The organism is Mycobacterium sp. NGS67 (assembly GCF_059812185.1).
Map to the genome: position 1 here is coordinate 1 of NZ_JCALCF010000002.1, position 22840 is coordinate 22840.

Genomic DNA, 22840 nt, shown 5'->3' on the forward strand with positions numbered 1-22840 from the left:
TCATTGGCTTGTAATTGGTGATGCCGAACAGCGCAGATGGAACGCTCTGATGATTCATGCACGCGACGTACGCCGCGACAAGTGGTTCCTGGAGGTGAATCGGGATGACATGCGTCCACGCCTAAGAGGCTATGAGCTAACGCAATTCGACGAAGCAATCGAGGAGCGTGACAAGATGCTGAGAAGCGTCGAGACAAGGCTCGCTCACTCAGTGTCAGGACAAGGCAACCGCTTCGAAGAGAAAGACGTTGTAGCACAAGCGCAATCGGTGTTCTTAGGGGAGACGTACCCTAGCCCCCGACTGGAGGTCATGTATATGCGGCTAAGTGGAGTGGCACATGGGTTACCGTGGGCTTCACAGAGGAACCGCAGGAAAGTTGCTGGCCTCCCTGGCGGCTTCGAGCGATACGTCCACCAAGGGGACCGCGCCGAAATAATCAACTGCGCGACGGCCACTATGCGCATTGCTACCGCAGCCTGGGGCCGCTACACCTACCTATGCGAGACTTCGGCGAGCGTCGGCGACAGCGGCAACTAGCGTCTAGCTTTCATTGGCGAGTGCTGCGCACACCCTCCGTCATAAGAATCGCTCCGTGCCTAGCGTGCCTGAGGATGGCCGACACCGACTATCCGTACCTTCGATGCCCCATATGTGGTCCTTGGCAACGCCAATCGGAAAACCATCAAACGTGGGCCTGATCTGCACTTTTGCAACGAAGATTAACAAGCTCTCGCGACACGCCCGAGTCTTGTCAAAGTAGACAGGCGTGTCCTGTCAATCTTCGGTGCATCTCTACACAAGTGTCGAGATGCAACGGAAATCAACAAACGACCCCTAGTTGTTTAACAAGTTGGTTAGCCGGTGAAACTAAATCCGCCGCCTCGGCGAAAGCGCTCGATGGGGGGCTTGCCTCCGATGCCGGTGTGGGGTCGGTGGTGATTGTAGTGATGCAGCCAGTCTTGGTAGGTCGCCGAGCGCGCGGCGTTGGACCCCGGCGTAGCAAGCGACGGCGACCGGGGTGGAGACGGTGGCAATGGCGGACGGGCTGGGCTCGGCGGCGCGGGTAGCACTGGCGGAGACGGCGGCAAGGGAGGCGCCGGTGGAGCCGGCGCCAATGGGGCTACGACTTCGTTTGGCAACGGCGGCGGCGGCGGCTGGGGAGGTCAAGGCGCCGACGGCGGCGACGGAGGCGCAGGAACGGTGCGCAACGGGAACGGCGGCGCGGGCGGCGACGGCGGCGAAGCCGGGAGCGGCGGGGACAGTAGTGGCTTTCCCTTCACCGACGGCGGCGCGGGCGGGATCGGCGGCTCCGGCGGCAATGGGGGCACCGGGGCATTGGGCGGTGACGGCGGCCGTGGCGGTGACGGCCGCCCCGGCGGCGGCGTTTTGGACGCGGGTGGTTCGGCCGGCGACGGCGGTCACGGTGGCTTCGGCGGCAACGGCGGTAATGGCACTTCCGGCAAGGGTGGATTCGGCGGTGATGGCGGCGTTGGGGGCGGAGGCGGCGATGGCTATGACTCGGACTTTCCGTTCTTAGACGCAAGCGGCAGCGGCGCCAACGGGGGCAACGGTGGCGCCGGCGGCTCCAGCTCCAACGGTGCAGTCACCGTCCCCGGCAACCCCGGGACTGCGGGCGGACCTGGGGAACCCCCGGACCACGGTCCTGGTGCAGGAGGCGACGGAGGCGAGGGGGGAGACCCCGGTCAGCTTCCGTAACGACGAGGCCAATGCACAAATCCGACGATCTGTTTCGGGCAAGAACCCAAAGGCCCAGTGACGCGCCGACCAGTCTTCGCGTTCTTCGCCTCCGTCGTCAGCATTGGTAAATTCGGCGGCGCCACCGACACCGTGCACCACTCTTCGCCCTAGGGATTATCACCAGCCTGGTCGTCAGGAGACCCCCAGGAACTGCCCCACTCACCCGCCCAACGGGCGCGATGCTATCCCTGCCCGGCAGGTCACGACGTGTTTTGCCATCACAAACATTCCGCAGCAGACCACACCGCCCAACTCCCAGCCGAGAACCTTTCGAGAGGCTCTCTACCGGCAGCAGTTCGGATCCAGGGCGGTGCATAGAGCTTGCAGCGCTTCGGGACGCACCCGATGAAACATGTTCATGCCACGACGATCCGAGGTCACCAACCCGGCTTTGCGCAGCTGGGTCAGATGGTGACTGACCGTCGATTCACTCAAATCCAGGCTGGCTGCTAATTCGCCGGAAATCTTTTCTCCCACCGGGGAACTGAACAGATACGACACGATCTTCACTCGCACCGGATCGGCCAGCGCCTTGAGCCGCAACGCCACCTGCAACGCATCGGCATCACTAATCGGGCCCGACGCGACCGGCGCACAACACACCGGTGAGGTCATATCGATCACCGGCAACGCTTTCGGCATCACACCATCCTGTCACTCTGTCTTGACATATATCAAAAAGGTAGACACAGTCGAACGGATCAGCAAGTTCGATATATGTCTCACAACTTAGAGGGTGGCTCCGATGTCTCGTGTTCAGCTCGCACTCAACGTCGATGACCTCGACGCGGCAATCACGTTCTACTCCAAGCTGTTCAACGCCGAGCCCGCCAAGATCAAACCGGGGTACGCCAACTTCGCGATCGCCGACCCGCCACTGAAGCTGGTCCTGTTGGAGAACCCCGGCCAGGGCGGCGCCCTGAATCACCTCGGGGTCGAGGTCGAGTCCAGTGACGTCGTGCACACCGAGATCGCCCGGCTAACCGACGTCGGCATGTTCACCGAGGAAGAGTTCGGCACCACCTGCTGCTTCGCCACCCAGGACAAGGTCTGGGTCACCGGGCCTGGCGCGGAGAAGTGGGAGATCTACACCGTGCTCGCCGACTCCGACACCTTCGGCATCAGCTCCCAACACCGTCGATAATCCGTTGGCGGGCTGCTACGGCACGGCGATCGCCGTCGCCCCGGGGGAAATGCTCGATGCGTTCGGATCGCCTACGACCGCAGGGAAGGTTTCAAGATGGCCCCTCGTGTCTGGACGATCGGTCATTCAACACGCGCGTTCGAGGACGTAATCGCCATGTTGCGCGGCACCGCGATCACCGTTCTGGTCGATGTGCGCTCCTACCCGGCGTCACGGAAGTTTCCGCAGTGGAACAAAGCGGCGATAATCGAGGAGATGCCGGCCGACATTGGCTACCGATGGATTCAGAAACTGGGTGGCCGGCGTCATACCCCGGCTGGTGTCGAAAGCCCGAACGGTGCGTGGCGAGTCAAGGCGTTCCGTGACTACGCCGATTACATGCAAACCACCGAGTTCGCCGATGGACTGGGCGAGCTGCTCGAGCTCAGCGACCAGCAACGTCCGGCGATCATGTGCAGCGAGGCGGTTCCTTGGCGCTGTCACCGCAGGCTGATCACCGATGCGCTGATCGTCGCTGGAGCCGAGGTCCGCCACATTATGTCCGCAACGACCACAACCCGAGCGACGTTGAGCGACTTCGCCCATGTCGATGACGGCCACCTCACCTACCCGCCCGCTGGCTGAGGACTAGGTGAGCATCGTCGATGATGTCCGGAAGACGTCCAAACCCTTCCTTTTGGCTCCGCACGGCCTACGGAGACATCGGCAATAGGGTCGGGGTCGGCCCCCTTCAGGTCGGCCGCGCAATGAGTCTGCTCGACGACACTGTGCCGTGGTGGCGTGTCGAAATCCGACCGGCCTGGTCGTGAAATCCAATCTGCGCGAACAGTTCTCGTTCGCCTTCTCCGACCAGCAAACCAATCGACGCAGCGCGCACATTCGGACCACTGTGGGGCACTTGTCATGTGACGCAGGACGTCTCGTGCCGTTGCCGTTGGAAGTGCGATACGAGCAACATGTAGCGATCTCCCGCGATTCAACGGGCGCGAGGCAGTGCGCAACAACCCGTCCAGCAGTATCTGTAGATGCAGCCAAAAATGACATTTTGCAGTCGATTTGGCGCTCCGGCGTGGATGAATGGCGGAGGCGTCGACGGACCACTGTCAGCCGTGCTGGTCCCGTCGCCCCCGAAGACGACACCCGCGCCATACACTTGTCGGGTGAACCTCAGCAAACTCATCGCCGGCGTAGCGATGGCCCCGGCGCGGGCCGGTGTCGCGGTGGCCGACGCCGGACTCGCCACTGCGACCATCGCGCTCGGGGCTGTGAAGCAATCCTTGGGCGGGGAAGCCCCGAAGACAGCAGACTCGATTACCGACGTATTTCCGCTGCGGGGCGCGATCGTGGGCGCCAATCGAGTTGCCGAATTCACCGAAAGCGACAGGGCGATGGGGCGCGCTCTGGCCCGCGGCGGGCCGGCGGACAAGCTGATGCGTGCGGGCGGAGTTGTCGACCTGTTGACCGCACCCGGCGGACTTCTCGATCGGGTATCCGTCGAAGGTAGCGCCCTGGAGCGGATCCTGGAGCCCGGTGGGCTCGCAGATCGGCTGCTCGCCAAGGACGGGCCGGTCGAGCGGATATTCGCAGAGGACGGCGTTATCGAGCGGATGTTCGCACAGGACGGTGTCATCGACAAGCTGCTGGCAAAGGATGGACCGCTCGAACAATTCACCGAAGCCGCTGAAATCCTGAGCCGGCTGGCGCCCGCGGTGGAGAGGTTGACACCCACGGCTGACACCCTGGAGTCTGCTGTCGACACCCTCAACAGGATGATCAACTCACTCAGTGGCATCGCAGACCGGATTCCGCGGCGACGGTCGCCGCGGTCGACGGTGCCCTCGAATCGAAATCTGGACCAAAACGCCGTCGAGGAGTGAGCCGATCGGCTCACTGGCTCACCACCGCTGAAGGTGAAGTTCGCGGGTGACCCGCCATCCGCTCTAGCCGACGGCGCTGCAACCGAAAGTTGTCACACCCCGTGGGCAGACTCCAAGCATGAGTCGACGCAACCGTGAGAAGCGGGCAGCCAAGCAGAAGAACCGGCGTCGGGGCGCAGCCGGACGAGAACGCGCTGGCTTTTCCCCGGGTCCGGACCGGGTGCTACTCCTTCAACGCCTCGTCTTGGCCTTGAGCCAGGCCGCTTCGTGTCCTGATGACCACGCGGCACGGCACGCCGCTGACATTCTCGCCGAGTACGGGACGTCCGAAAGTGACCTCGACATTGCGGCCGAGCTCGCCGTGCAAGAGGCGATCAGAGCGGCCTGGGAGCACGGCTGGTTGCCCTCGGACCTGCACGAGATCGCCCGACGCAAGTTGCAGTCAGCCGACGCCCGCTACCTCGACGAGGCCATCGTCGTTGAGTCCCAGCGGTACGCGGTCGCGACACTGCACCCGAAATGGCGGTCGGACCTCGCCGATATTGCAACCGTCGTCGGTCCCGTAGCGCAGGTACCGCAGATGGGGCGCTGGGCAACGGCGAACGGCGTCGACCGCCATGCAGCTTTGACCGCCGTCCTGGCAGTGTTGACTCTGCTCGGGAGACTTCCTGCCCTCGCGGTTCTGTTGCCGCCACCCGGTGCCTACAGACACATCCCATCGACAGTGAGCAACGTCGACGAGAAGACGCTCGCCAAGGTGCGCGCTTTGCTGGCCAAGGCCGAGGCCACGGGATTCCCCGACGAAGCGGAAGCCCTCTCAGCCAAGGCGCAAGAACTGATGAGCAGGCACTCGCTACATGAAGCGATCGCCGATCACGACCGTGGCCGGGCGCCGGTGGCGGGTGCTCGACGGATCTGGATCGAGAATCCCTACGCCGCTGCCAAGGCGGTGCTGGTGCACGCAGTATGCCAAGCCAACCGCTGTCGCGCAGTGTGGGTGGAGAATCTCGGACTGGCCACCGTCGTCGGTTCCGACACCGACCTCAACCTGGTCGAGCTACTCACCACATCGCTGTTGGTGCAAGCCAACCGAGCCATGCTCGCTGCTGGACGACGCAGCGGCGCCGACGGTCAGACCCGAACCCGGTCGTTTCGGCATTCGTTCCTCGTCGCCTACGCCCAGCGCATCGGCGAACGGCTCGACAGCACCAGCGCATCGGTCACCGAAGAGATCAAACAAGATCGTCGGCTGCTCCCCGTTCTGGCGGCCACCAGCCAAAAGGTCGAGGAGTTCACCGCCCGTCTGTTCCCATCGACGAGGCCGCATCCGGTGGCAGCGTCCAACGGCGCCGGCTGGGGCGCCGGGCGCGCGGCGGCGGATATGGCATTGCTCGACGTGCGCGAATCGATAGCGGGCTAGCCAAACTAAGGCATGTCCGACAACGGCGTCGGTGTCGCTGGGGTTTCCTGGCCACTGGCCAGGCGAGGCTCGAGCGCACCTTCGCGGAACGAGGTCGCGCCGGGGAACGGTGTTCTGGGTCTAACCTTGACTTCACCGGCAGAGCACCGTTTCCTGCGGCAGCGTAAGACGTTTGGCTGCGTCACGATTTCGGTGTCGGATTTGATTGTGACGCAGCGGCTTTCGGCGTGAGGCCACGACGCGAAATCCCGCCAAGGCTGCCCCGGCAAAGCCCAGTGTTCACACCCAAAGCCAAGGGTTCGTCCGAATGCTCCAGCGGGGTCAGTCGTCTTCCTTCGTCAACTGCGGGATAAGTCCGCCGGCCAGGATGTATTCGACTTGTCGCGGCGAAAGCCGGTGACACACTTCAATTGTCGTGTCCTGCGTGACGTTCTTGACGGTAATGCGATCGGATCTGTCCAGCGCCTCGCGAAGGTCACTGAACGCCAAGGTGTCGTCCTGCTCGATGCTGTCGTAGTCGTCAGGATGGGCGAACTCCAACGCCAATACCCCGAAGTTGGCGAGGTTCTGCCAGTGGATGCGGGCGTACGACTTCGCGATGACGACCCGCAACCCGAGGTGGCGCAGCGCGATGGCCGCGTGCTCGCGCGAGGAACCCTGACCGTAGTTGTCGCCGCCGACGATGACGTGGCCGGTTTCCTCGGTCTCCTGGGCGCGGTCGGGGTAGGACTCGTCGACCTGGGTGAAGGCGAACGTCGCGAGCTTCGGGATGTTCGACCGAAACGGCAGTGCGCGGGCGCCAGCGGGAGAAATTTCGTCGGTGGAAATGTTGTCACCGACCTTCAACAGCACCGGGGCCTCGAATTCGTCGGGAATTGGCTCCAGGTCGGGCAGCCCAGAAATGTTGGGCCCCTTGACCGGATCGACCTCCGCCGCCTCGTCAGGGTCCAACGGCGGCACCAGCATCGCGGTGTTGACGCTGCTGTTCTCCGGGAGATTCAACGTCGGGTACTCCACGTCTTCGTCGCGAGCCCAGTCCCGCGGGTCGGTGATCACTCCGGTCAGCGCCGAAGCGGCGGCTGTCTCGGGCGAGCACAGCCACACTTTGTCTTCCTTGGTGCCCGACCGGCCCGGGAAATTGCGTGGCATGGTGCGCAGCGAGTTGTGTCCGGTCGCCGGCGCCTGACCCATTCCGATGCAGCCCATGCACCCCGCCTGGTGAATGCGGGCACCGGCCATCACCAGGGAGGTCGTCGCACCCATGGACATCAGGTCGGCCAGAATCTGGCGCGAGGTCGGGTTGATGTCGAAGCTGACCTCGGGTGAGGTCTGACGACCGTCGACCATCGCCGCGGCGATCGCGAAGTCACGAAGGCCGGGGTTGGCACTCGACCCGATCACCACCTGGCCGATCGGCTCGCCCGCTACTTCCCGTACCGGTACCACGTTGCCGGGCGACGATGGTTTGGCGATCAAGGGTTCGAGTTCGGAAAGATCGATGGTCTCGTCGACGTCGTAGTCCGCGCCGTCGTCCGCCAGTAGCTCGACCCAGTCATCCTCGCGGCCCTCGGCGCGCAGGAAGTCCCGGATGGCGTCGTCGCTGGGAAACACCGACGTGGTGGCGCCGAGTTCGGCACCCATATTGGCGATGACGTGTCGGTCCATCGCGGTAACACTGGCCAATCCCGGCCCGTAGTACTCGATGATGCGGTTCACCCCACCCTTGACGTCATGGCGGCGCAACATCTCCAGGATCACGTCTTTGGCCGAACACCATTGCGGCAGTTCGCCTTCCAGCCGCACGCCCCACACTTCGGGCATGCGTAGATGCAGCGGCTTGCCCGCGATGGCGACGGCCACCTCCAAACCGCCGACCCCGATCGCCAGCATGCCGAGCGAGCCCGCCGCCGGCGTGTGCGAATCCGAGCCGACCATCGTCTTGCCGGGAATGCCGAAGCGCTGCATGTGCGTCGGGTGCGACACCCCGTTGCCCGCCTTGGAGAACCACAAGCCGAAATGCTGCGCGGCGGTACGCAAGTACTCGTGGTCCTCGGCGTTCTTCTCGTCGGTCTGCAGCAAGTTGTGGTCGACGTATTGCACGCTGACCTCGGTTTGGGCGCGGTCCAGGTCGAGCGCTTCCAGTTCCTGCATCACCAGCGTGCCCGTCGCGTCCTGGGTCAGCGTCTGGTCGATCCGGATGGCGATCTCCTCACCCGGTTTCAGCTCACCTGAGACCAGATGCGAATCGATCAATTTCTCGGTCACGTTGGCCGTCATCGTTGGACTTTCTCTGCGATGCTGGGCACCCTGTCCGTGCCGCCATCAATGCAGTGCGTAACCCGGTTTGGCCCGCGCGAAACTTGCCGACAGCTGCATCGGAAACCCGGATTGTCGTATTCAGTCCGCGCGCGAACCCGATATTGTTGTGCCTAAGAACATTTGCGTCAGCAGACGCGCTACCGCCGGGTCAGCGGAAGCGCACGTCCAGCGTCGCCAACCCGAAGATCTTCCGCCCGCCCGATTTCGCGCCGACGATGACGACACCGGTGCGGGTTTCCGGGTTCAACGACTTGACCCGGCCGCTGAATTCGATGTCGGCGCCCTCGATGGCCGACACGATCGCGGGCGCCGACAGCCGCACCGCGTACCGGGTGACCGCTCCCGGGTCACCCGACCACGCTGAGGCGAATCCGGCACCCAGACCCATGGTCAGCATCCCGTGCGCGATCACGTCGGGCAGCCCGGCCAGCCTGGCGAGGTTCTCGTCCCAGTGGATCGGGTTGGCGTCACCGGCGACGCCGGAATAGTTCACCACGTCCCCGCGGGACAGATGGGCGGTCTGTAAGGGCAGCTCGTCGCCCACCTGCAGATCATCGAAGGACGGCGTCCCGGGGGTGCGGTCGCCTCCGTCGGCAATCCGGATCTCGCCGTCGGGACGCACGGTCTTCCGGTAGGACGCGTCGTCAGCCTCGTTCACCATCACCTTGACGTCGTGCATCATCGCGTTCTGCACGGCGGCCTTGACGGCGGGATCGACCTCCTCGGTCGTGACACCGACGACGGTGGTGTGCAGGGTGTGGACCCGCTCGCCGGAGAGGTCGGTGAAGGTGTTGGTCACCGTGATCAGTTCTCGGCCGGCGACTTTGCGCACGGCCGTCAGTTCGACATCGACGACGAGTTCGTCGCCGGCCACGATGGGGCGGTGCTGCTCGAAGACCTCTTCGGTCTGCACATAGGTGTCGTAGCCGACGACGACGGATTCGAACATGCGCCGGTTACAGGCCATGCCCGGCACCGACGTGAACGTCAGCGGGGCCACCAGGTCCGGATATCCCAACTCGGCGGCGGCAGCGACGTCCCAGTGTGCAGGGTGATAGTCCTGCACGGCACGGGCGTACTCGCGTACCTTCTCCCGGCCGACCAGGTAGGTGTTGTCCATCTGGTAGAAGTGGCCGACCCGTGATTCGATCGCCGACGCTTCTGCTGTGGTCATCAAATTCAACTTTTCTCTGAGGCAGACCCCAGCACACTAACGCGGGCACCTACCAGGCAGTGCACGGTGACACCCTTTGCCGCCCGCCGACCCGGTAAGTCTGTCCAGATCCCGGCGGATTCTGGCAATGAACCCACTGGTACAGATCCGTGCAGGTTCGGCACGGTGATCTGATGAGCGACTTCAACACTGGCCAGCTCGTCCAGTGGGCATTCCCGGACACGGAAATCTGTTCGGCCGCAATGGCCTTACTGCACGACGTCTCACCGCCGTATCTAGCCAATCATTGCGTGCGCAGCTACCTGTTCGCGCGAGAATTGGCCGCCGCTGACGGCGGCGCAGGTTACGACGAGGAACTGCTCTTCCTCGCCTGCATCCTGCACGACCTCGGTGTGACCGCCTACGGCGCGGGTGATCAGCGTTTCGAGGTCGAGGGAGCCGATGCCGCCGTGCGTTTCCTCCGCGAGCACGCGCTGCCCGACGACCGATTGGACACCGTGTGGCAAGCGATCGCGCTGCACACCAGTGTCGGTCTGGCGCATCGCTTCGGCCCCGTCCAGTCCTCCGCGCACCGCGGAATCTCGCTGGATATCGACGGCAGGGAAAGGCACCGTCTCTCAACCGGTTTCACCGATCGGGTGCTGGCCGGATGGCCCCGCCTCGATCTGGGTTATGCGATCGCCCGGGCCATCGCCGAGGACGTTCGGGCCAATCCGGGGAAAGCGCCCCCGTTCTCGTTCCCCGCGCACCTGCACGAGTCGATCAACAACGGACCGCGGATCGACTTTACCGATGTGGTGGCGGACTCAGGTTGGGCCGACCGAGCCGTCGCGAATACCGTCTGACGAAATTCTTCTTCGGCGGTGCGCGAACGGGGTATATAGAGCTATCCGATCGCTTCGCGCACGACGCCGTAGAGGAGCTCAGCAGATGGAGTCCGTAAAGGGAACCAACGTTCTGGTCACCGGGGCCGCGATGGGCCTCGGCAAACTCTTTGCCACCAATGCCGTCAAGGAAAGCGCCGCTTCGGTGGTCCTCTGGGACGCCAACGAGGCGGCGCTCAAAGAGACCGCGACCGAATTGGAAGCGGCCGGGGGCAAGGTCCACTACGACACCGTCGACGTCACCTCGCAGGATCGGGTGGCCGAGGCTGCCGAACGGGTCCGTACCGACGTCGGCGCGATCCATGTGCTGTTCAACAACGCGGGCATCGTGCGCGGCAACGGCTACTTCTGGGAGAACGAACCACGCGACTTCACGCTGACCATGGAAGTCAACTCCATCGGCCCCATGCGGGTGCTGCGGGAGTTCCTGCCGGCGATGATCGAGTCCAACATCCAATGTCGTGTCGTCAACATCGCATCGTCGGCGGGTCTGAACGCCATCCCCCGGATGGCCGCGTACTCGGCCTCCAAGTGGGCGGCGATCGGCTTCTCCGACTCGGTACGGCTCGAGCTGGAACAGGCCGGCCACGACCAGGTGAAGGTCACCACTGTCTGCCCGACCTACATCAACACCGGCATGTTCGACGGCGCGAAGGGCATCCTGTTCACGCCGATGCTCGAGCAGGAAGACGTCGTCGACCGCACCTGGGCCGCGATGCTCGCCGGTGACCCGTTCGTCGTGATGCCGTGGACGTCGAAGATGAACAAGGTCCTGACCGCGGTGCTGCCGATCCGGCTGCGGGACCTCTACCTACGCCGCGTCGGCGTCTACAACTCGATGGACGAATTCTCCGGGCACTAGCGGCTCGTCAGTCGCTGCTGTCCTCGCGCTTCATCCGGTCGCGAATCCCGCCGCCGACCGTGGTGCCTTCGGCCATCGGTTCGTGGATGGAACCGGAGTTGCGCGGCACCGGGTCGGCCTTCTCGATCTCCGACTTGGCGGTCTTGCCGGACATCCGCTCGGTGAGGCCCGGGAAGAGTTCGTGAGAGATGTTGGCGGCGTGCGCTTTCACCCCGACGGGTTGTTGTTCCTTCGGATCGGTGCAGGCTTTCACGATGGCTTCGACGACGATCTTCGGGTCGTCCATCGCCGCCATCCGCGGTGCGTGGCCGGTGTAGTTCGCCGCGTGCGTCCACCACGGTGTGTCCACCGCCCACGGCATGATGGTGGCGACCTTGATGTCGGTGTCACCGTTGAGTCGCAATTCCTCGGTCAACGAACGTCCGAGGCTCAGCACCGCCGCCTTGGTGGCGGCGTACGTGTTTTGGTAGGCCAACGGAACTTCGCTGTCCACCGAACCGATGTTGATCAAGGTGCCCTTGCCCTGTGCGCGAAACTGAAGCAACGCGGCGTGGGTCCCATAGATCAGACCCTTGAGGTTCACGTCGACGAGGCGGGCGTGGTCTTCGATGGGGATGTCCCAGAACAATCCGAGCGCCCCGACGCCGACGTTGTTGATCCAGACGTCGAAGCCACCGAACCGTTCCAGCGTCACAGCGGCGAGTTTGGCTATGTCACCGGCTTCGCTGACGTCGGTCGGAACCGCGACGGCCGTCCCACCGGCCGCCTCGATCTCGGCGGCGAGCTCGTCGAGGACATGCTGACGGCGTGCTGCCACAACGACTTTCGCGCCCCGCCGGGCCAGCTCCAAAGCCGTGCCGCGACCGAAACCACTGGACGCCCCGGTGATCACCACGGTGCTGCCTGCGACAGAAGGAGATTCGCTCATCCGTCCCGCATACCCACAACCGGCGGGTCTATGCCGGACTACAGAAGGGCGAGGGGTTGACAACATACAACCGATTGGTTGTATGTTTGGACTCGTGACCGTGGACATCGAGGACAGGGCTGACGCCTTGTTCCACGCGCTCGCCGACCGGACCCGGCGCGACATCATGCGCCGGGTACTGACCGGGGAGCACTCGGTTTCTGCGCTCGCGGTGAATTACGAGATGAGCTTCGCCGCGGTCCAAAAACACGTCGCCGTGCTGGAGAGGGCCGGCCTGCTCACCAAGCGACGCACCGGTCGCGAGCAGCTGGCCAGCGGTGACGTGACAGCGGTGCGGTCGGTGGCCTCGATGCTCACCGAGCTGGAACAGATCTGGCGGCATCGCGTCGCGAGTATCGACGAACTCATCTCATCGGACCCGAAGGAGGACTGAACCATGCCCGTGACCGACGTCCAACAAGACCTCGACAACTTGACCCTGACCATCACCGCCGACTTCGCGGCCCCGGTGCAGCGGATCTGGCAGATCTACGCCGACCCGCGTCAACTGGAGAAAGTGTGGGGGCCGCCGACCTATCCGGCGACTGTGGTCGATCACGACCTCACGCCCGGTGGTCGCGTCACGTATTACATGACCGGGCCGGAGGGCGACAAGCACGCCGGGTACTGGGAGGTCACGGCGGTCGACGAGCCGACCAGCTTCTCCTTCGTCGACGGCTTCGCCGACTCGGACCTCAACCCCAACCCCGAGCTGCCGGTCTCCCGCAACGTCTACACCTTCACCGAGCACAACGGCGGCACCCGCGCGGTATTCGTCAGCACGTACGCATCCGCCGAGGCGCTTCAGCAGGTGCTGGACATGGGCGTGGTCGAGGGCGCGTCGGCGGCGATCAACCAGATCGACGACCTGCTCGCCGCCTGACCTAGGACTGTGCCGCGGCGACGTGCTTGTTGGGCACGCAGTGCGTCATCGTCAGCCCTGCGACGTCGCGCGGTCCGTTCTTGCCGAGGTTGGCCCGACGCTGCTCTTCGTCCTCCGACAGCGTCTGGGACCTCAACGGCTCCAGATGCCGCACGTCGTCCGGGGTGATGCCCAGCCCCTCGCCGACCCGGGTGCCGAGCTCGTCGTCGCACATCAGGAAGTGCCAGACCATGCGCTCCTGGACCTCGCGCACCGCCTCGGAGATGCCGTCGACCAGGTTGAGCACCAGGTCGTCCTTCTCCCACTGCTCCATCAGCTGATAACGCTGTCCGGCCTGGGTGTAGTCGTCGGTCCGCGGAATCCGCTTCTTGGTCAACCGCCCGCGGATCTCGGGACCGACCTCGTCCGGTAGGGGGCTGGTGGCCTCCCGCAGGCCGCCGGTGATGGACGGCTCGTAGTTGACGTGCGGATTGGCGCCGTTGTTGTCGACGCCGTACTGCATCTGTCCGCCCTGCTGATTGGTCGCCACCTTGGCGTGCTTGGGCTGGTTCACCGGCAGTTGCAGATAGTTCGCACCCACCCGGTAACGCTGGGTGTCGGAATAGGAGAACGTCCGCCCGACCAGCATCTTGTCGTCGGAAAACTCCAGCCCGTCGACCAGCACCCCGGTGCCGAAAGCGGACTGTTCGTTTTCGTTGAAGAAGTTGGAGACATTGCGGTTGAGCACCATCGTGCCGACCAGCTTCGGTGGGAATTCGTTCTCGGGCCACACTTTGGTGTCGTCGAGCGGGTCGAAGTCCAACTCGGGGTGGTCGTCATCGCTCATGATCTGCACGAGCAGCTGCCATTCCGGGAAGTCGCCGTTCTCGATGGCCTCGTAGAGATCTCGGCTGGCGTGGCCGAGGTCCTGGCCCTGGATGGCCGCGGCGTCCGCCTCGGTCAGACTCTGCACGCCGATCTTGGGCATCCAGTGGTACTTCACCAGGCGCGACTCCCCGTCAGCGTTGACCCACCGGTAGGTGTTGACGCCGAAGCCCTGCATGGTGCGGTAGTTGGCCGGGATGCCGCGGGGAGAGAACAGGTTGACCAGCATGTGCATCGACTCCGGGGTCTGGGACATGAAGTCGAAGATGCGGGCGGGCTCCTGTCGGAAGGTGACCGGATCCGGCTTGAGCGCATGGATGACGTCGGGGAACTTCACCGCGTCGCGGATGAAGAAGACGCCGAGGTTGTTGCCCACCAGATCCCAGTTGCCGTCTTCGGTGTAGAACTTGACCGCGAACCCGCGGGGGTCGCGCGCCGCCTCCGACGAGTCGCGGCCCCCGATGACGGTGGAGAACCGGATGGCCAGGTCGGTGCGCTTGCCCGGTTCGGCGAATAGCTTGGCCCTGGTGTAGTTCGCGATCGGCTCGTCGCCCCACTTTCCGGTCGCTTCGAAGTAGCCGTAGGCGACGAAGCCTCGAGCGTGCACCACCCGCTCCGGTATGCGTTCGCGGTCGAAGTGGCTGATCTTCTCCAGGTAGTGGTAATTCTCCAGGGTGGCCGGCCCGCGGGCACCGATGGTGCGCTGGTTCTGATTGTCGTAGATCGGGTGGCCTTGCCGGTCGGTGAGGATGTCCCGGGTGTCGTCGGGATCGGGCGGCAAAGCGGCAACGTCGGTCATGCGCTACTCCTGGTTGTTCGCGGCTCGGCACGGCTTACCCCTGGCTGTCGTGCTGAAACTCAGAACATCGCCAGGCGGTTCGCGCGGGCTCCGTGCCACCCAACCTACGCCGACCCGCGCCGCGATGGTCGTACCCGACCTCGGCGATGTGAGGGGCACGGCTGCTAGAACCTCGATTCGCTGGCGATTATCACGGTTCGGCACTATTTTGCTTTCGTGATGTTCTCAGCTGCTGGTGCAGTCGCGCGATCGATCGTCCCTTGCCTGGCCGTGGCGGCCGTTGCCGCGGGAGCTTTCACGGCTACCCCGAGCGGTTCCGCCCCAGCGATGCGTCTGGTCGACGCGGGCAACCCGTTGGCCGGGCAGCCCTTCTATGTCGACCCGGGTTCGGCGGCGATGAACGCCGCGCGCGGGGCCAATCCACCCAGCGCCCAGCTGACCGCCATCGCCAACACCCCCCAGTCGTACTGGCTCGACCAGGCGTTTCCGGCCGGCTCCGTCGGCGGCCGGGTCGCCAGTTACGTCGGTGCGGCGCAGGCCGCCGGGAGCATGCCGATCATCACCCTGTACGGAATCCCGCACCGCGACTGCGGCAGCTACGCCTCCGGCGGCTTCTCCTCGGGAGCGGACTACAGCGCGTGGATCGACTCGATCTCCTCTGGCCTCGGCGCCTCGCCGGTGGCGATCATCGTCGAACCCGACGCGCTCGCCATGGCGGACTGCCTGTCCGGTGACCAGCGCCAAGAGCGCTACAACCTGGTCCGTTACGCCGTCGACACGCTGACCCGTGATCCGAACGCCGCCGTGTACGTCGACGGCGGGCACTCGCGCTGGGTGAGCGCGGAGGAAATGGCCAACCGGCTCAACGCCGCGGGCGTCGGCCACGCGCGCGGCTTCAGCCTGAACGTGTCCAACTTCTTCACCACCGATGAAGAAACCGGCTACGGCGAAGCCATTTCCGGGATGACGGGCGGCGCGCACTACGTGATCGACACCGGACGCAACGGTGCCGGACCCGCACCCGACTCCGCGCTGAGCTGGTGCAACCCCAGTGGCCGGGCGCTGGGCACCCCGCCCACCACGGCCACCGCCGGCGGGCACGCCGATGCTTATCTCTGGATCAAGCGGCCGGGAGAGTCCGACGGATCCTGCAACGGCGGGCCGTCGGCCGGACGTTTCGTGAGTTCCTACGCCATCGAGCTGGGTCAAAACGCCGGCCAGTAAGCAGACAGTGTTGACACCGCCCGACGTCGACCTCACCGACGGGCGGTTCTATTCGAGCGGCGAGGCGCACGCGGCCTACCGCTGGATGCGCACCCACCGGCCGGTCTTCCGGGATCGCAACGGGCTCGCCGCCGCCGCCAGCTACCGGGCTGTGATCGATGCGGAACGAGATCCGGGCCTGTTCTCCAATGCCGGCGGCATCCGGCCCGCCACTCCGCCGCTGCTGCACATGATCGACATGGACGACCCCGCCCATTTGCTGCGACGCAAACTCGTCAACACCGGCTTCACCCGCAAACGTGTTGCTGCACATGCAGATTCGATTCGTTCGCTGTGTGAGGCGCTGGTCGACGCGGTCTGCGAACGAGGTGAGTGCGATTTCGTGGCCGACATCGCCGCGCCGCTGCCGATGGCGGTGATCGGCGACATGCTCGGTGTACTGCCCGAGGAGCGCGACATGTTCCTGGCGTGGTCCGACGACATGGTCGTCGCGCTGAGCTCCACGGCTTCCCCCGAACTGCTGACACGATCGATGGCGTCCCTGGGCGCCTACAACCAGCACATGCAGGACCTGATCGGGCAGCGCCGCAGAAATCCCGGCGACGATCTGGTGAGTGTTCTGGTGGCCGCCGAGATCGACGGGCGCCGGCTTTCCGACGACGAGATCACCGCCGAGACCCTGCTCATTCTCATCGGGGGTGACGAGACCACCCGGCACACCCTGTCCGGTGGGGTCGCCGCCCTGATCCAGCGGCCCGAGCAGTGGGCGGCGCTGCGTGGCGAGCCGGGTCTGCTCGGCTCGGCGATCGAGGAGATGCTGCGCTGGACGTCGCCGGTGAAGAACATGTGCCGAACCTTGACCGCCGACAACGTCTTTCACGGCACCGATCTTCATGCCGGGGAGAAGATCATGCTGCTGTTCGAGTCGGCCAACTTCGACGAGGCGGTGTTCGCCGATCCCGAGGAGTTCGACATCCGCCGAAACCCCAACAACCACTTGGCATTCGGCTTCGGGACCCACTTCTGTCTGGGTAACCAGCTCGCCCGGCTGGAACTGTCCACCATGGTGGGCACGGTGTTGCGGCGGATGCCGGATTTGACCCTGGCCGACGGCGCCCAGCTGCCGCTGCGCCCGGCCAACTTCGTCAGCGGCCTGGAATCGCTGCCGGTCGTCTTCTCGCCGACAGCGTGAATCACGCCTCACTGGCTGACGTTGCCCACCGGTACGACTCCCTCCAGTGGTATCCGGAGTTGCGGCAGTAGGTATTCGAGCTGGCCCACCTCTTCGATGTTGTGCCGGACCCAGGCATGCAGCATGTGGTCGGGAAACCGGCGGTAGAGCAGGCGGTTGATCGGGGCGAACAGCGGTGTGCGCGCCCCGACGTCCAGCACCGTCACGTAGTGCGCGCCGTCCGCGCCCGCCGACCAGGTGTGCTCGAGTTGAAAGACGATGGCCCCGGCGATTCGGCTCACCAGGCGGATGCCCGTCTCGTCCAGCTTCTCCACGCGGTCGACGACGTCGACCTTGAACTCCGGGCGGCCACCGAAGGCCTCGACGATGCGGAAGCGCGCCCCCTCCGCAGCGCCGCCACCCGGTGCCGGTTTCGCCAGTTCCCATCGAATGTGATCGATCGGATGCCAGGCCAGATACCGGTCGACGAGCTCGCCGCCGTATGACATGGTCCCGCCGAGGTGAGTGAACCAGTCCAGCAGCCCCGCGGGAGTGACGCCATCGAGCACGCGATGGTCGATCGTGACGCGGCGGCGATGATGGGCGAAAGTGGTGATGCGCACCGTCGCGGTGTCGACCGAGCGCAGCGGATACAGAACGGGACGAGCCTGCATGTCGACCTCCAAGATACGGTAACGTTTCTCCAGACCGTACGTCGGCCAGCTAAGAAACGCAACCGTTTCTCGAAAGGACGTTGGATGCCACGACGCCACGGCGCGGAACTGGATGCGGCCATCAGAGACGCGGTGTTGCAACTCGTCGCCGAGCACGGTGCGGCGGGCGTCACGATGGAAGCCGTCGCCGCGGCCGCCGGCACCAGCAAGCCGGTGCTCTACCGCCGCTGGCCGGACGGTCGGGCGCTGGTGCGCGACACCCTGCTGCGCATCGCCGTCACCGCGATCCCGCACGAGGACACCGGCAGTTACCGGCAGGACATGCTGGCGATCCTGCGCGGGTGGGCACAGCTGTTCACCGGTCCGCGCGCCGGCGTCATCCGGGCCGCGATCGGTGCGACGACACACGATGCCGAACTAGCCGAGGCCTTCCGCACCGACGTGATCGGCTGGCGCAAGAAGGAGATGAGCGAGCTGTTGGCCCGCGGGATCGCCCGCGGCGACGTGCGCGCCGACGTGCCCGTCGAGATTGCCCGCGAGCTCGGTCAGAGCGTGCTGTGGCACCGTCTGCTGGTGACCGGGGACCCGATCGACGACGAGTTGATCGTCCGCCTCGTCGACGATGTGCTGGTTCCGTTCGTCTCACCGCAAGCTACGTCGAAAGGCAATTCATGACATCGTTCGAAAACAAGATCGTGCTAGTGACCGGCGCGTCGTCCGGGTTGGGTGCGGAAACGGCGCGGCTGTTCTCCCGGCGCGGCGCAAAGGTTTTCGGAATTGCGCGTGACGAAGACCGGCTCAGCGAAGTGTTCGCCGACGCAGGCGCGTACGCCGTCGTCGACGTGACCGAACCGCAGGCCTGCCGCGGGGCCGTCGAACAATGCGTCGCGGAATTCGGCGGACTCGACGTGCTGGTCAACATCGCCGGCCGGCACCAGATGCGCCGCACCGAGTCGATGAGCGACGACGACTGGGCCCAAGACCTCGCGGTCAACCTCAACGGCCCGTTCTACCTGTGCCGGGCCGCGCTGCCACACCTGCTGGCCCGCGGCGGCAATATCGTCAACGTGGCCTCCATAGCCGGCGTCGAAGGCCAGGCCTATTCCGCCGGTTACTGCTCGGCCAAACACGGATTGATCGGTCTGACCCGGGCGCTGGCCGTCGAGTACACCGCGGATCGGTTGCGCGTCAACGCCGTATGCCCCGGCGGCATGATGACCCCGCAGATCGAGCGATTCAGTGCGCCCGAGGACCCGAACTACGACCTGATCATGCGCTCGGCCGCGCCGCGCGGGATGATGCAGCCCGATGACGTCGCCCGCGTGATCGCCTTCCTCGCCAGCGACGACGCGGCGGCCGTCCACGGCGCGGTCTATCGAGTCGACAACGGCAAGGGTGCCGGCTGATCCGCGAGCTGGGCTAGACTCGCGCCGACAATTCGCTTGCGACGACGCTAGGCCGGTAACCCATGGATTTGCAGTGGTCGAAGGACGAGCTGGACTTCCGTGACGAGGTCCGGGATTTCCTGACCCAGAAGCTCACTCCCGAGCTGCGGCGCGCCGGGCGGCTGATGACCAGTGTGTACGCCGACCACGAGGCGAGCATGGCGTGGCAGGCGATTCTGCACGAGCGCGGCTGGGCGGCACCGGCCTGGCCGGTCGAACACGGCGGCTGCGATTGGAGCCTGACCCAGCACTACATCTTCACCCGGGAATCGATGCTGGCGGGCGCCCCGTCCTTGTCGCCGATGGGGATTCGGATGGTCGCACACGCGATCATCCGCTACGGCACCGACGCGCAGAAGGACTATTTCCTGCCGCGGATCCTGACCGGCGAGGTGTTCTTCTGCCAGGGCTACTCCGAGCCGGAGGCCGGATCCGACCTCGCCGCACTGACGATGGCCGCCACCTCCGACGGCGACGACCTGGTGTGCACCGGCAGCAAGATCTGGACAACCCATGCCACAGAAGCGAATTGGATGTTCGCCCTGGTGCGCACGACCCGCTCCCAGAAGAAGCAACAGGGCATCACCTTCGTCCTCATCGACATGACCTCGCCAGGGATCGAGATTCGGCCCCTGGTGATGACGTCGGGAGAAGAGGTACAGAACCAGGTGTTCTTCGACGAGGTGCGGGTGCCCAAGTCCAACGTGCTCGGCGAGATCGACCAGGGCTGGACGGTCGCCAAGTACCTGTTGGAGTTCGAGCGCGGTGGCGGCGCGGTGGCGCCGGGCCTGCAGGTGATGGCGGAGGAAATCGGCACGGCAGCCCAACGCCAGCCCGGGCCGGCCGGCGGAGCGCTGGCCGACGATCCGGCCTTCGCAAATAAGTTGGCGGACGCGCGAATCCGGGCCGAGGTGTTGGAGATCCTGGAGTATCGGGTGCTGGCCGCGGTGGCGCAGGGCCGCAATCCCGGTGCGGCGTCGTCGATGCTGAAGATCCTGGGCACCGAACTCAGCCAGGCCCTCACCGAACTGGCACTGGAGGCGGCCGGACCGTGGGGCCGCGCCTACCAGCCGCACGTGACCGCACCCGGAGGCCGGATCGCCGAATTCGTGCCGCCCGCGGACGGATACGCCGCCGGTGAGCCGTGGCAGGCGGTGGCGCCACTGCGCTACTTCAACGACCGGGCCGGCTCAATCTACGCCGGCAGCAACGAGATTCAACGCAATATCCTCGCCAAGGCGGCACTGGGGCTGTAGATGGACTTCAATCTCACCGAAGAGCAAGAACTGCTACGGGACGGGCTGGGCAAGTTCCTGTCCGTCCGCTACGACCTGGACAAGAGCCGTGCGGCCGCCAAGACCGGTGCCGGCTGGCAGCCGGACATCTGGCGCGGGTTCGCGACCGAGCTGGGCATCCTCGGTGCCACATTCCCGGAAGAAGTCGGTGGAATCGGCGGCGGCCCAACCGAACTCATGGTCATCACCGAGCAGCTGGGGCATGCGCTGGTGATCGAACCGTACGTCGACACCGTGGTGGTGGCGGGCGGACTGTTGCACCGTGCCGGTGGTCCGGCCGCGACCGCGTTGTTGGAGAAGATCATCGACGGTTCGGCGCTGGTGGCCTTGGCCGATGCCGAACCGGTGTCCGCCGATCACCGGCAGGACGTCTCGACGCGAGCCGAACGCGACGGCGACGGCTGGGTGCTGAACGGTCAGAAGATGATGGCGGTGGGCGCGCCGCTGGCCACCCACCTGTTGGTCACCGCGGACACCGAAGACGGAATCTCGTTGTTGCTCACCGAGATCGACGCAGCGGGCCTCGAGATGCACCCCTATCGCACCATCGACGACCGGCGGGCCGCCGACATCACGTTCGACAACGTGCGGCTCGGCCCGGAGGCGTTACTCGGCGAGCCGGGTGGGGCGGGGCCGTCGCTGCGTCGCGCGCGCGACGAAGGCGCCGCGGCGATCTGCTCCGAGGCCGTCGGCCTCATGCGGAAAGTGTTGGCGGACACCGTCGAATACTGCAAGCAGCGCCAGCAGTTCGGTCAGCCGATCGGCAGCTTCCAAGTGCTGCAGCACCGCATGGTGGACATGTACATGGAACTCGAACAGTCGGTCGCCGCGGTGTATCTGGCGATCCTCAAACTCGACGAAGACGAGCCGACGCGCGCCCGCGCGGTGTCGGCCGCCAAAGCCACCGTCGGCCGCGCCGCGCGGTTCATCGGTCAGCAGGCCGTGCAGCTGCACGGCGGGATGGGGATGACCGAAGAGCTGGCGATCGGCCATTACTTCAAGCGGCTCACCGCGATTCAGTACGAGTTCGGAACCACCGACCAGCACGTCGCGCGGTACGCGGAACTGACGAGGACCTAGGACTGGACCGGCCGGATGTCAGAACCTAGCCGCCGGCAACGGGTCTCGTTGGTCGGCAGGCAACTGACGCTGCTGGTCTCGACCTGCTACCGACTGCTGCCGGGCTGGCTGTCGGATGCGGTGTCCACCGTGGCGGCCCGCCTCATCTATTGGAAGGGCCACGGCCTGCACCAGCAGGTGCTGCAGGACTTTCGCGACAACGTCGACCCGACAGCGCAGTTCTCGTCACGGAAGTGGCGGCCCGTCCAGGCGATGTACCGCGCGGTGGTCCGCAACGCCAGCGACGGAATCTGGTTCGTCACCGCATCCCACGCGGCTGTGCTGCGGCGCTTCCATTTGGCGGACCCGGGACCCATCGCCGTCGCGCTCGAGGTGGGGCGGCAGACAAATGTCGGGGTGATCGTTGCTTTCCCGCATCTGGGTTCCTACGCGGCGTTGCCGGTCGTGCTGGCGATCAACGGTGTGCCGGTGACCGTCGTGGCCAACCGGCAGGTGGGGTTGATGCAGTGGGTGATCACCCGCGGCGCGCACAAGGCGGGCCTGGAATTGGTGGTCGTCGACCGCGAGAAGGGCGAAAGTCTCACCGCCGAACTGGAAGCCGCGATCCGGCGCGGCCGGGTCGTGGTGATCGCCGGGGATTATTTCCGCTCCCGCGACGAGACGAGCAAAGGGGTCGAAGTCGAACTGGCCGGGACCCGGCGCACGATCGGCGCCGGACCGGCGTTGCTGGCCTTGCGGACCGGCGCGGCGATCGTGCCCGGCACGGTCCTGCAGAAGGGACATCTGCGCGAGCCGGTGCTGGGTCAGCCGATCTTCGCCGGCGGCCCGTACGCCCGCGACGACCCCCGGCTGCGGGAGCTGGTGCCGGCGACCTCGCAGCGCATCGCCGACGCGATGGCCCAGTTCATCCGGCGCGAGCCGCAGCAATGGGTGATGCCCGGCGGGCTGGTGTCGGACTCGATGGGCATACGCAGTCGACGTCAAGGCGGGTAGCCCCGT

General features: G+C 65.3%; 22 protein-coding genes and 1 pseudogene. 16 read left to right on the plus strand and 7 right to left on the minus strand.

Going from position 1 to position 22840, the window contains the following annotated elements:
• Positions 1 to 855: 855 nt before the first annotated feature.
• A pseudogene (locus tag AC5Y4D_RS01535) lies at positions 856 to 990 on the minus strand (integrase core domain-containing protein); the annotation flags it as partial.
• On the opposite strand from AC5Y4D_RS01535, the gene AC5Y4D_RS01540 reads away from it, so the two are divergent.
• A complete protein-coding gene (locus AC5Y4D_RS01540) occupies positions 986 to 1717 on the plus strand; it encodes a hypothetical protein (protein ID WP_500036298.1) in 732 nt (243 codons plus the stop codon). The pseudogene AC5Y4D_RS01535 and the gene AC5Y4D_RS01540 sit on opposite strands and share 5 nt — an antisense overlap.
• 324 nt (positions 1718 to 2041) lie before the next feature.
• Here AC5Y4D_RS01540 and AC5Y4D_RS01545 read toward each other — a convergent pair whose 3' ends face one another.
• Positions 2042 to 2401 (minus strand): Rv2640c family ArsR-like transcriptional regulator, encoded by a 360-nt coding sequence (locus AC5Y4D_RS01545; RefSeq protein ID WP_499943689.1) that lies wholly within the window; start codon positions 2399 to 2401, stop codon positions 2042 to 2044.
• 103 nt (positions 2402 to 2504) lie between these two features.
• On the opposite strand from AC5Y4D_RS01545, the gene AC5Y4D_RS01550 reads away from it, so the two are divergent.
• The 4 genes from AC5Y4D_RS01550 (at position 2505) to AC5Y4D_RS01565 (ending at position 6200) form a co-directional block, all read left to right on the plus strand.
• Entirely contained in the window at positions 2505 to 2903 is a 399-nt protein-coding gene (locus AC5Y4D_RS01550) for an ArsI/CadI family heavy metal resistance metalloenzyme (protein ID WP_499943690.1), read from the plus strand.
• A 96-nt stretch (positions 2904 to 2999) separates the two neighbouring features.
• Positions 3000 to 3527 carry a DUF488 domain-containing protein gene (locus tag AC5Y4D_RS01555; RefSeq protein ID WP_499943691.1) on the plus strand — a complete coding sequence of 176 codons (528 nt, stop codon included), beginning with the start codon at positions 3000 to 3002 and terminating at the stop codon, positions 3525 to 3527.
• 536 nt (positions 3528 to 4063) lie between these two features.
• The gene (locus AC5Y4D_RS01560; RefSeq protein ID WP_499943693.1) at positions 4064 to 4780 is read left to right on the plus strand and encodes a hypothetical protein; all 717 of its coding nucleotides are present in this window, start codon (positions 4064 to 4066) and stop codon (positions 4778 to 4780) included.
• Between the two features lie 118 nt (positions 4781 to 4898).
• Positions 4899 to 6200: a DUF2786 domain-containing protein gene (locus AC5Y4D_RS01565; RefSeq protein WP_500036173.1), complete on the plus strand. Its 1302-nt coding sequence runs from the start codon at positions 4899 to 4901 to the stop codon at positions 6198 to 6200.
• Between the two features lie 321 nt (positions 6201 to 6521).
• Here the strand turns inward: AC5Y4D_RS01565 and AC5Y4D_RS01570 are convergent, their stop codons facing one another.
• The gene (locus AC5Y4D_RS01570) at positions 6522 to 8477 is read right to left on the minus strand and encodes an aconitate hydratase (RefSeq protein WP_500036174.1); all 1956 of its coding nucleotides are present in this window, start codon (positions 8475 to 8477) and stop codon (positions 6522 to 6524) included.
• A gap of 190 nt (positions 8478 to 8667) precedes the next feature.
• Positions 8668 to 9693, minus strand: coding sequence for a fused (3R)-hydroxyacyl-ACP dehydratase subunits HadA/HadB (locus AC5Y4D_RS01575; RefSeq protein ID WP_499943697.1), 1026 nt, complete (start codon positions 9691 to 9693; stop codon positions 8668 to 8670).
• 173 nt (positions 9694 to 9866) lie between these two features.
• Between AC5Y4D_RS01575 and AC5Y4D_RS01580 the strand changes: the two genes are divergently transcribed.
• Together AC5Y4D_RS01580 and AC5Y4D_RS01585 are read left to right on the plus strand one after the other, a co-directional pair.
• Positions 9867 to 10538, plus strand: coding sequence for an HD domain-containing protein (locus AC5Y4D_RS01580; protein ID WP_499943698.1), 672 nt, complete (start codon positions 9867 to 9869; stop codon positions 10536 to 10538).
• 85 nt (positions 10539 to 10623) lie between these two features.
• Positions 10624 to 11439: an SDR family oxidoreductase gene (locus tag AC5Y4D_RS01585; protein ID WP_499943699.1), complete on the plus strand. Its 816-nt coding sequence runs from the start codon at positions 10624 to 10626 to the stop codon at positions 11437 to 11439.
• A 7-nt stretch (positions 11440 to 11446) separates the two neighbouring features.
• On the opposite strand, the gene AC5Y4D_RS01590 is transcribed toward AC5Y4D_RS01585, so the two are convergent.
• Positions 11447 to 12367 carry an SDR family NAD(P)-dependent oxidoreductase gene (locus tag AC5Y4D_RS01590; protein WP_499943700.1) on the minus strand — a complete coding sequence of 307 codons (921 nt, stop codon included), beginning with the start codon at positions 12365 to 12367 and terminating at the stop codon, positions 11447 to 11449.
• Positions 12368 to 12461: 94 nt separating this feature from the next.
• On the opposite strand from AC5Y4D_RS01590, the gene AC5Y4D_RS01595 reads away from it, so the two are divergent.
• Both AC5Y4D_RS01595 and AC5Y4D_RS01600 read left to right on the plus strand, forming a co-directional pair.
• Entirely contained in the window at positions 12462 to 12800 is a 339-nt protein-coding gene (locus AC5Y4D_RS01595; RefSeq protein WP_499943701.1) for an ArsR/SmtB family transcription factor, read from the plus strand.
• Positions 12801 to 12803: 3 nt separating this feature from the next.
• Positions 12804 to 13289 (plus strand): SRPBCC family protein, encoded by a 486-nt coding sequence (locus AC5Y4D_RS01600; RefSeq protein WP_499943702.1) that lies wholly within the window; start codon positions 12804 to 12806, stop codon positions 13287 to 13289.
• 1 nt (position 13290) lies between these two features.
• Here the strand turns inward: AC5Y4D_RS01600 and AC5Y4D_RS01605 are convergent, their stop codons facing one another.
• Complete coding sequence (locus AC5Y4D_RS01605; RefSeq protein ID WP_499943703.1) at positions 13291 to 14952, minus strand: catalase; 1662 nt, start codon at positions 14950 to 14952, stop codon at positions 13291 to 13293.
• Positions 14953 to 15171: 219 nt separating this feature from the next.
• Here AC5Y4D_RS01605 and AC5Y4D_RS01610 point away from each other — a divergent pair, with 219 nt between their 5' ends.
• Complete coding sequence (locus AC5Y4D_RS01610; RefSeq protein WP_499943704.1) at positions 15172 to 16176, plus strand: glycoside hydrolase family 6 protein; 1005 nt, start codon at positions 15172 to 15174, stop codon at positions 16174 to 16176.
• 7 nt (positions 16177 to 16183) lie between these two features.
• The gene (locus tag AC5Y4D_RS01615) at positions 16184 to 17368 is read left to right on the plus strand and encodes a cytochrome P450 (protein ID WP_500036175.1); all 1185 of its coding nucleotides are present in this window, start codon (positions 16184 to 16186) and stop codon (positions 17366 to 17368) included.
• An 8-nt stretch (positions 17369 to 17376) separates the two neighbouring features.
• Here the strand turns inward: AC5Y4D_RS01615 and AC5Y4D_RS01620 are convergent, their stop codons facing one another.
• Positions 17377 to 18021 carry a hypothetical protein gene (locus AC5Y4D_RS01620; RefSeq protein WP_500036176.1) on the minus strand — a complete coding sequence of 215 codons (645 nt, stop codon included), beginning with the start codon at positions 18019 to 18021 and terminating at the stop codon, positions 17377 to 17379.
• An 84-nt stretch (positions 18022 to 18105) separates the two neighbouring features.
• Between AC5Y4D_RS01620 and AC5Y4D_RS01625 the strand changes: the two genes are divergently transcribed.
• The 5 genes from AC5Y4D_RS01625 (at position 18106) to AC5Y4D_RS01645 (ending at position 22834) form a co-directional block, all read left to right on the plus strand.
• The gene (locus AC5Y4D_RS01625; RefSeq protein ID WP_500036177.1) at positions 18106 to 18696 is read left to right on the plus strand and encodes a TetR/AcrR family transcriptional regulator; all 591 of its coding nucleotides are present in this window, start codon (positions 18106 to 18108) and stop codon (positions 18694 to 18696) included.
• On the plus strand, positions 18693 to 19427 hold the full coding sequence (locus AC5Y4D_RS01630; protein ID WP_500036178.1) for an SDR family NAD(P)-dependent oxidoreductase: 735 nt from the start codon (positions 18693 to 18695) through the stop codon (positions 19425 to 19427). Before AC5Y4D_RS01625 ends, AC5Y4D_RS01630 begins: the two co-directional genes overlap by 4 nt.
• A 62-nt stretch (positions 19428 to 19489) precedes the next feature.
• Entirely contained in the window at positions 19490 to 20722 is a 1233-nt protein-coding gene (locus AC5Y4D_RS01635) for an acyl-CoA dehydrogenase family protein (protein ID WP_499943708.1), read from the plus strand.
• Positions 20723 to 21841 (plus strand): acyl-CoA dehydrogenase family protein, encoded by a 1119-nt coding sequence (locus AC5Y4D_RS01640; RefSeq protein ID WP_499943709.1) that lies wholly within the window; start codon positions 20723 to 20725, stop codon positions 21839 to 21841.
• Between the two features lie 15 nt (positions 21842 to 21856).
• Positions 21857 to 22834 carry a lysophospholipid acyltransferase family protein gene (locus AC5Y4D_RS01645; RefSeq protein ID WP_499943710.1) on the plus strand — a complete coding sequence of 326 codons (978 nt, stop codon included), beginning with the start codon at positions 21857 to 21859 and terminating at the stop codon, positions 22832 to 22834.
• The last annotated feature ends 6 nt before the right edge of the window (positions 22835 to 22840 follow it).

Excerpts from the sequence above, each read along its gene's own strand:
- AC5Y4D_RS01545 (WP_499943689.1), bottom strand. The coding sequence starts at position 2,401 with ATGCCGAAAGCGTTGCCGGTGATCGATATGACCTCACCGGTGTGTTGT.
- AC5Y4D_RS01575 (WP_499943697.1), bottom strand. The coding sequence starts at position 9,693 with ATGACCACAGCAGAAGCGTCGGCGATCGAATCACGGGTCGGCCACTTC.
- AC5Y4D_RS01635 (WP_499943708.1), top strand. The coding sequence starts at position 19,490 with ATGGATTTGCAGTGGTCGAAGGACGAGCTGGACTTCCGTGACGAGGTC.
- AC5Y4D_RS01605 (WP_499943703.1), bottom strand. The coding sequence starts at position 14,952 with ATGACCGACGTTGCCGCTTTGCCGCCCGATCCCGACGACACCCGGGAC.
- AC5Y4D_RS01645 (WP_499943710.1), top strand. The coding sequence starts at position 21,857 with ATGTCAGAACCTAGCCGCCGGCAACGGGTCTCGTTGGTCGGCAGGCAA.
- AC5Y4D_RS01590 (WP_499943700.1), bottom strand. The coding sequence starts at position 12,367 with ATGAGCGAATCTCCTTCTGTCGCAGGCAGCACCGTGGTGATCACCGGG.
- AC5Y4D_RS01555 (WP_499943691.1), top strand. The coding sequence starts at position 3,000 with ATGGCCCCTCGTGTCTGGACGATCGGTCATTCAACACGCGCGTTCGAG.
- AC5Y4D_RS01585 (WP_499943699.1), top strand. The coding sequence starts at position 10,624 with ATGGAGTCCGTAAAGGGAACCAACGTTCTGGTCACCGGGGCCGCGATG.
- AC5Y4D_RS01620 (WP_500036176.1), bottom strand. The coding sequence starts at position 18,021 with ATGCAGGCTCGTCCCGTTCTGTATCCGCTGCGCTCGGTCGACACCGCG.
- AC5Y4D_RS01610 (WP_499943704.1), top strand. The coding sequence starts at position 15,172 with ATGTTCTCAGCTGCTGGTGCAGTCGCGCGATCGATCGTCCCTTGCCTG.
- AC5Y4D_RS01565 (WP_500036173.1), top strand. The coding sequence starts at position 4,899 with ATGAGTCGACGCAACCGTGAGAAGCGGGCAGCCAAGCAGAAGAACCGG.
- AC5Y4D_RS01600 (WP_499943702.1), top strand. The coding sequence starts at position 12,804 with ATGCCCGTGACCGACGTCCAACAAGACCTCGACAACTTGACCCTGACC.
- AC5Y4D_RS01640 (WP_499943709.1), top strand. The coding sequence starts at position 20,723 with ATGGACTTCAATCTCACCGAAGAGCAAGAACTGCTACGGGACGGGCTG.
- AC5Y4D_RS01580 (WP_499943698.1), top strand. The coding sequence starts at position 9,867 with ATGAGCGACTTCAACACTGGCCAGCTCGTCCAGTGGGCATTCCCGGAC.
- AC5Y4D_RS01625 (WP_500036177.1), top strand. The coding sequence starts at position 18,106 with ATGCCACGACGCCACGGCGCGGAACTGGATGCGGCCATCAGAGACGCG.
- AC5Y4D_RS01630 (WP_500036178.1), top strand. The coding sequence starts at position 18,693 with ATGACATCGTTCGAAAACAAGATCGTGCTAGTGACCGGCGCGTCGTCC.
- AC5Y4D_RS01550 (WP_499943690.1), top strand. The coding sequence starts at position 2,505 with ATGTCTCGTGTTCAGCTCGCACTCAACGTCGATGACCTCGACGCGGCA.
- AC5Y4D_RS01570 (WP_500036174.1), bottom strand. The coding sequence starts at position 8,477 with ATGACGGCCAACGTGACCGAGAAATTGATCGATTCGCATCTGGTCTCA.